This is a genomic window from Corynebacterium sp. KPL2830, assembly GCF_040225635.1.
Lineage (GTDB): Bacteria > Actinomycetota > Actinomycetes > Mycobacteriales > Mycobacteriaceae > Corynebacterium.
Window position 1 is genome coordinate 1 of the sequence record NZ_JBEHFR010000051.1, and the last position, 6,237, is coordinate 6,237.

Sequence of the window (6,237 nt, forward strand, 5' to 3'; positions counted from 1 at the left end):
GCGCAATACCGTCCTGGCCGGGCTTACCTCCGGCTTCCTGGGCACCTCCACCTCCATCGGTGGCCCGCCGATGGCGCTGATCATGAAGCGCTTCGACCCGCAGCGCACCCGCGGCAGCCTCGCCGGAACCTTTGTGATCGGTACCGTTATGTCGCTCATCATCCTGGGATTTAACGGCCAGGTCACCCAGCCGCAGGTCTATGCCGCCGCGGCCTATAGCCCGTTGGTGGTCATCGGCCTATTCATTGCCAATTACCTCAACCACTTCATCGATACCAAGCGCCTTAACCGCATTGTCACGGTGGTAGCTATTACCGCCGCCCTTGCCCTTATCGGCCAAGTGGTGTTTTTCTAAGCCGCCTATAAGACCGGTATTGCGTTGTGATCACTGCCCCCGGTTTTGTCTCTAGCCTGTCCAGCTATTGTTTCGCGCTGAAAAAAGGTTGTACGCTAGAAGTGCATCATCAGCGCAGAGGAAGGACCAGAGAGTCTGTACCCTCCATTAATTTTCCCTGCGCCCTATTCTCTTTCTTTTAGGTGATGAAATGAACGAATTTATCGCTGCGCGCTGGCAGGACATCCTTTTCCGCAGTTACCAGCACGCAAGCCTTGTCATCCAATCGGTCGCCGTGGCCCTAGTCATCGCGTTGATTATTGCCATTTTTGTAGCCCAACGCCCGCGCGGTGCGGCTATCGCTAATGCCTTAACCTCCATCGGCCTGACCTTGCCTTCGCTGGCACTACTTGGCCTTGCCATCCCGCTCTTTGGCATCGGCACCATACCTTCCGTTGTCCTCGTGGTCTTTTATGCCGTCCTTCCCATCCTGCGCAATGCCATCGTCGGTTTGCACAATGTCAGCGACGATGTCATCGAATCCGCCCGTGGGCAGGGCATGAGCTCGACGGCCATCCTCTTCCGCATCCGGCTGCCGCTGGCCTGGCCGGTGATTATGACCGGCATCCGCGTCTCCACTCAGATGTCTATGGGTGTTGCCGCCATCGCCGCCTACGCGCTCGGCCCAGGACTGGGTGGATATATCTACTCAGGGCTAAGCCAAATCGGCGGTACCAACGCACTTAATTTCACGCTGGTGGGCACCATCGGCGTCGTCATCATTGCGCTCATTGTGGATGCGATTCTCGCAGGAATCCAAAAATTGACCACCCCGAAAGGTATCTAAGAATGTCTGATTCAACGCACGCTTCCTCCACGCACGCCGCGGACACGAGCAATAGCGGTGCCAGCATCGTCTTCGATCACGTCACCAAGGCCTATTCGGGCCAGGACTCCCCCGCCGTGGAGGACCTTTCCTTCGAAATTCCGGCGGGCGAGCTGGTCGCATTCGTCGGCCCGTCTGGTTGCGGTAAGACCACCTCGCTGAAGATGATTAACCGCTTGGTGGAGCCAACCAGCGGCACCATTTATATCGACGGCGAGGATGCCACCAAGAAAAACCCCACGCAGCTGCGCCGCGATATTGGCTACGTCATCCAAGGCGGCGGCCTCATCCCGCACATGTCCGTCGCGGATAATATCGCGCTTGTGCCCAAGCTGAAGAAGTGGAAGGCCGATAAGATTTCGCAGCGCACCGACGAGCTATTGGATATGGTCGGGCTCGATCCTGCCACCTACCGCGATCGTTTCCCCAGCGAGCTATCCGGTGGCCAGCAACAGCGCGTCGGCGTCGCCCGCGGCTTGGCTGCGGATCCTCCGGTTGTCTTGATGGACGAGCCCTTCGGCGCGGTCGACCCCATCACTCGCACCCGCCTGCAGGATGAATTGGTCAATATCCAATCCGAGCTGAAAAAGACCATCATCTGCGTCACGCACGATATCGATGAGGCCATCAAGCTGGGCCACCGCATCCTCATCTTTGAGCCAGGCGGAAAGATCAGCCAGTACGATACGCCCGACAATATCCTCGCCGCACCCGCGAATGACTTCGTGGCTGACTTCATTGGTTCCGGCTCCGCCTTAAAGCAACTCAACCTACGTCGTGCGGACGAGCTGGAGCTTGCGGATCAGGCGACCGCGCGCATCGGTGAATCCACTGATAAGGCGCTAGCGCGCCTGCGCGAGGCCGGCGAAGAAATGGTGGTCATCATCGATGACAAGGGCCATCCCCGCGACTGGATCTTCGCCCGCCAGCTCGAGCGCTACGAGACCATCCCGGAGCCGCAGTTCGAGCTCAACTCCGTTGTGGATGCGCGCTCTACGCTAAGCGATGCCATGTCTGCCATGCTTGCTTCCTCCCACAGCGGAGCGCTTGTTACCCGCCGCGGCGAATTCGTGGGCGTTTTGTACTACGAAACGGTCACGGATTATATCCAGCAGATGAACGCCGCGGCTCAAGAGGCTTTAGATGAAAAGGAGGTGGATTCCGGTGGAGAAATTTAAGCGCCTCACCGGTGAAGACCGCCTCCTTATCATCGGCATCCCCATCCTGGTGGTGCTCACGGTGGGCGGTTGGCTCATCTGGCACGCCACCGCCGAGCTGGATGATATTGAAGAGCGCACCCTGCAGATTAGCTCCGTACTCACCATGACCCGCGAGCACTTGGTCCTCGTGGTCATCTCCGCGTTGCTGGTCATCGCCACGGCCGTGCCACTGGGCATCGTGCTAACGCGCAAGTCCACCAAGTTCATGGCGCCGATCATCACCAGCATCGCGAATATCGGCCAAGCCGCGCCCGTCGTCGGTGTCATCGTCTTATTGGCCATCTGGTTGGGCTTTGGCGAACCGGTGGCCATCCTCGGCCTCTGGTTCTATGCCTTCTTGCCGGTGCTCGCCAATGTGATTGCGGGATTGCGGGGTGTGGATAAGCAGCTTGTCGAGGCCGCCTACGGCCTCAGCATGTCACCCTTCCAGGTTCTCACCAAGGTCGAGCTGCCCATGGCCCTGCCCGTTATCATGACCGGTATCCGCACCTCCTTGGTGCTTTTGGTCGGTGCTGGTGCGTTTGCCACCTTTATTGATGCCGGCGGCCTCGGCGGGCTGATTACCACCGGTATCACCCTCTACCGCAATCCTATTCTCATCTCTGGCGCAGTCCTTATCGCCGCCTTAGCCTTAGCGGTCGAATGGGTGGGCCGCGTTCTTGAGGTTGTCTTCGCCCCGAAGGGAATGATCAAATGAAACGCCTCCTCGCAACCCTCGCCGCCGCAGGCACCTTCTTCCTCGCCGGGTGCGGCCTCGGCACCGCCGGTGGCCTCATCCCGAGCGGACAGTTAAAGGGCGACCTAGCCGATATCGACTTGGATGGCGCCAATATTTCCATCGGTTCCAAGAACTTCACCGAGCAGGTGATCCTGGGCAAGATTGGCGCCATCCTCTTGGAATCCGCCGGTGCCAACGTAAAGGACTTGACCAATATCCCCGGCTCCACCTCGGCGCGCCAAGCGCTGGAGGTCGGCGATATGGACTCCATGTTTGAATACACCGGTACCGCCTGGATTACCTACCTGGGCAACGCCGATCCGGTCCCCGGCTCGCAGGAGCAATACGAGGCGGTAAAAGAAGCCGATAAGGACCATGGACTTACCTGGCTGCCCCCAGCGCCGATGAATAATACGTACGCGCTAGCCATTAGCGAGCAGTCCCACGCAAAGTACGGCCTCGAATCGCTGGCAGATATTAAGGGAGTTCCCACCAACGAGCAGACCTTTTGCACCGATAGCGAGTTCTTGGCCCGCAATGATGGCCTGCTTACCATGTTGGATAGCTATGGCGTTGAAAAACCACCGCGCGACCGCATCCGCATCATGGATTCCGGCGCCGTCTATGCCGCCTTGAATAAGGGCGAGTGCACCTTTGGTTCAATCTTCGCCACCGATGGACGCATTAAATCCCTGAACCTCACCGTACTTGAGGATCCTGAGCTCTTCTTCCCCAAATACAACCTCGCCCCAGTTGTGCGCACGGAGGTCCTGGAGGAACACCCAGAGATCAAGGATCTCTTCGCTCCCTTAGCGGAGCTCCTGACGGATGAGAAGATGCAGGAGCTCAATGCCCGCGTGGACGTCGACGGTGAGGACTACACCGCCGTGGCCCGGGATTTCCTTATCGATGAAGGGCTGCTAGAAGCTTAATCATCTGGCCGCTCTACCAGCGCAAATGGATTTACAGGAAACTTTCAGTAATTTTCAGCGACCTATCAGATAGATTCCATTGCTGTTCCAACCACATGCCCCATACTTAAATCATGCGTTTGAGAGAGCGCATACGAGAGAGATAGAGAGAACCCCTCAGTTTCCAGAGGGCGGTGAAAACCGATACATGGAAACACCCTTGTAGAGAGAGACGTCAGCGGCACTCGGAACCGAAAGGAACCGGGTGCCGCTGGCGTTTTACTAGTTCTACTAGCTGGGTTAAAGGCTATGCCACCAGGTCGTTTTTGCGCGGCGCGAACAGCACGGCGGTACCCGTCACGATCGCCGCAGCCACCAAGTAAAACGCTGGGGCGAGTTTATTTCCGGTGGTATCAATCAGCCACGTCGCGATCATCGGGGCTGTACCGCCGAAGATGGCATTGGCCGTATTAAACGTCAGCGCGAAACCAGACAGGCGCACGTGCGTGGGGAACTGCTCGGAAAGGAAGGAGGGCAAGACGCCATCGTTAAGCGCCAGCACCCCACCCAGGCACACCTGGATGATGATGACGAGCAGAATGCCTGCGCCATCGAGAAGCATGAATGCCGGAATAATGGCAAGGCCCATAAAGAACGCGGCGCACAGCATGGTGGTGCGCCGGCCCAGGCGATCGGACAACAGACCGGTCAATAGCGCAAAGCACACGTAGAACGCGGAAGCCACCGAGGAGGCGACAAACGCCGGGGTTTCTGCCATGCCCAGCTCCTCCGAAAGATAGGTGGGCAGGTAGGTCAAGATGACGTAGAAACCAATCGCGTTGAGCACCGCACCGGCAAAAGCAATGGCCAGGGCCTTGGGGTACTTCAGCACTTGGCGCAACGGCGAAAGCTCAGTAGCCGCGTGCTTTTCAAAGCGGGAGGATTCCTCCGTGTGGCGGCGGATCCATAGTCCGTACAAGCCGAGCGGCAGCGCCACCAGGAAGGGAACGCGCCAGCCCCAGGAATGCAGGGCATCATCATCAAGCACACCGGTAAGAAACGCCGCGATGAGCGAGCCCAAGAGCAACCCTGATGCGGTTGCCGATGGCACCACCGCGGAATAAATCCCGCGTTTTCCAGGTGGGGCAATCTCAGCCAGGTGCGTGGCGGCGCCGGCGTATTCACCGGCTGCGGAAAAGCCTTGCACCATGCGGCACAGCAGGAGCAAGAGTGTGGCCGCAAAGCCGATGGTCGCATACCCAGGCAATAGGCCGATGCAGGCGGTTGCCATCGACATCAATACGATGGAATAGGTCAGCGTGTGGATGCGGCCGTGCTTATCACCAATATGGCCCCAGACTATTCCGCCGATGGGGCGCACCAGGAATGACAGTGCGAAGAGCGCGAAGGTCAAAATTAGCGCGCGGCGGCCTTCCATTTCCGGGAAGAAGACGCGCGAGATAATCGCGGACATATAGATATAGGCCGCATAATCGAACCACTCAATGAACGTGCCGATGAAAGCGGCCTTGATGGCGGAAACGCGCTGTTCGTGTGAAGTGCCAGGAACGTCCACACCCGTTGGGGCAGATTCATCGCTCGCTGGCGGTGGGGCTATCAGAGGAGCCATGCTCCTCACCTCGTTTCTGTTGAGCTTCATTCGCAAAAATGGCGCAGCATAGTCTGCACCCATAGCGACGAGCCTACAGAACTTACTATGGTTTAGATCACTTTCGTACACCTTTATTGCCTCTACTACAGGCTTTGCTTGCCGATGCCTCCCCTTCCCCACCCAACTCACAGCACTTAGCAGCAACCTTTCAGGCAGATTCAATGGCGAGCCCAGCCGCATGCCCCATACTTAAATCATGCGTTTGAGAGAGCGCATACGAGAGAGATAGAGAGAACCCCTCAGTTTCCAGAGGGCGGTGAAAACCGATACATGGAAACACCCTTGTAGAGAGAGACGTCAGCGGCACTCGGAACCGACAGGAACCGGGTGCCGCTGGCGTTTTACTAGTCACATTATTCGCCGCCGTTTTGCCCGCTGCCTCTGCCTGCCGCCGCTGGCTATCGCCTCGGCCCCGCTGCAGGGTTAAACGACAAAACGTGTTGTTTTTCGGCGTGTCGAGTTAAACGACATTTTGTGTTGGTGGGGGTAGGGGTTT

At 58.0% G+C, this 6,237-nt stretch carries 6 protein-coding genes; 5 read left to right on the forward strand and 1 reads right to left on the reverse strand.

Annotated features, from left to right (window positions below; translation table 11 throughout):
* From ABRP87_RS11020 to ABRP87_RS11040, 5 genes are all read left to right on the forward strand, one after another.
* The coding region (locus ABRP87_RS11020) for a TSUP family transporter (RefSeq protein WP_349868806.1) at positions 1-355 on the forward strand (355 nt) is incomplete at its 5' end.
* 190 nt (positions 356-545) lie between these two features.
* On the forward strand, positions 546-1,181 hold the full coding sequence (locus ABRP87_RS11025; protein WP_023025569.1) for an ABC transporter permease: 636 nt from the start codon (positions 546-548) through the stop codon (positions 1,179-1,181).
* 2 nt (positions 1,182-1,183) lie between these two features.
* Positions 1,184-2,398 (forward strand): ABC transporter ATP-binding protein, encoded by a 1,215-nt coding sequence (locus tag ABRP87_RS11030; protein ID WP_349868808.1) that lies wholly within the window; start codon positions 1,184-1,186, stop codon positions 2,396-2,398.
* On the forward strand, positions 2,385-3,137 hold the full coding sequence (locus ABRP87_RS11035; protein ID WP_349868809.1) for an ABC transporter permease: 753 nt from the start codon (positions 2,385-2,387) through the stop codon (positions 3,135-3,137). The genes ABRP87_RS11030 and ABRP87_RS11035 overlap by 14 nt, the downstream gene beginning before the upstream one ends.
* Positions 3,134-4,090: a glycine betaine ABC transporter substrate-binding protein gene (locus ABRP87_RS11040; protein ID WP_349868811.1), complete on the forward strand. Its 957-nt coding sequence runs from the start codon at positions 3,134-3,136 to the stop codon at positions 4,088-4,090. The genes ABRP87_RS11035 and ABRP87_RS11040 overlap by 4 nt, the downstream gene beginning before the upstream one ends.
* A 286-nt stretch (positions 4,091-4,376) precedes the next feature.
* Here ABRP87_RS11040 and ABRP87_RS11045 read toward each other — a convergent pair whose 3' ends face one another.
* A complete protein-coding gene (locus tag ABRP87_RS11045) occupies positions 4,377-5,699 on the reverse strand; it encodes an MFS transporter (protein ID WP_349868813.1) in 1,323 nt (440 codons plus the stop codon).
* Between the last annotated feature and the right edge of the window lie 538 nt (positions 5,700-6,237).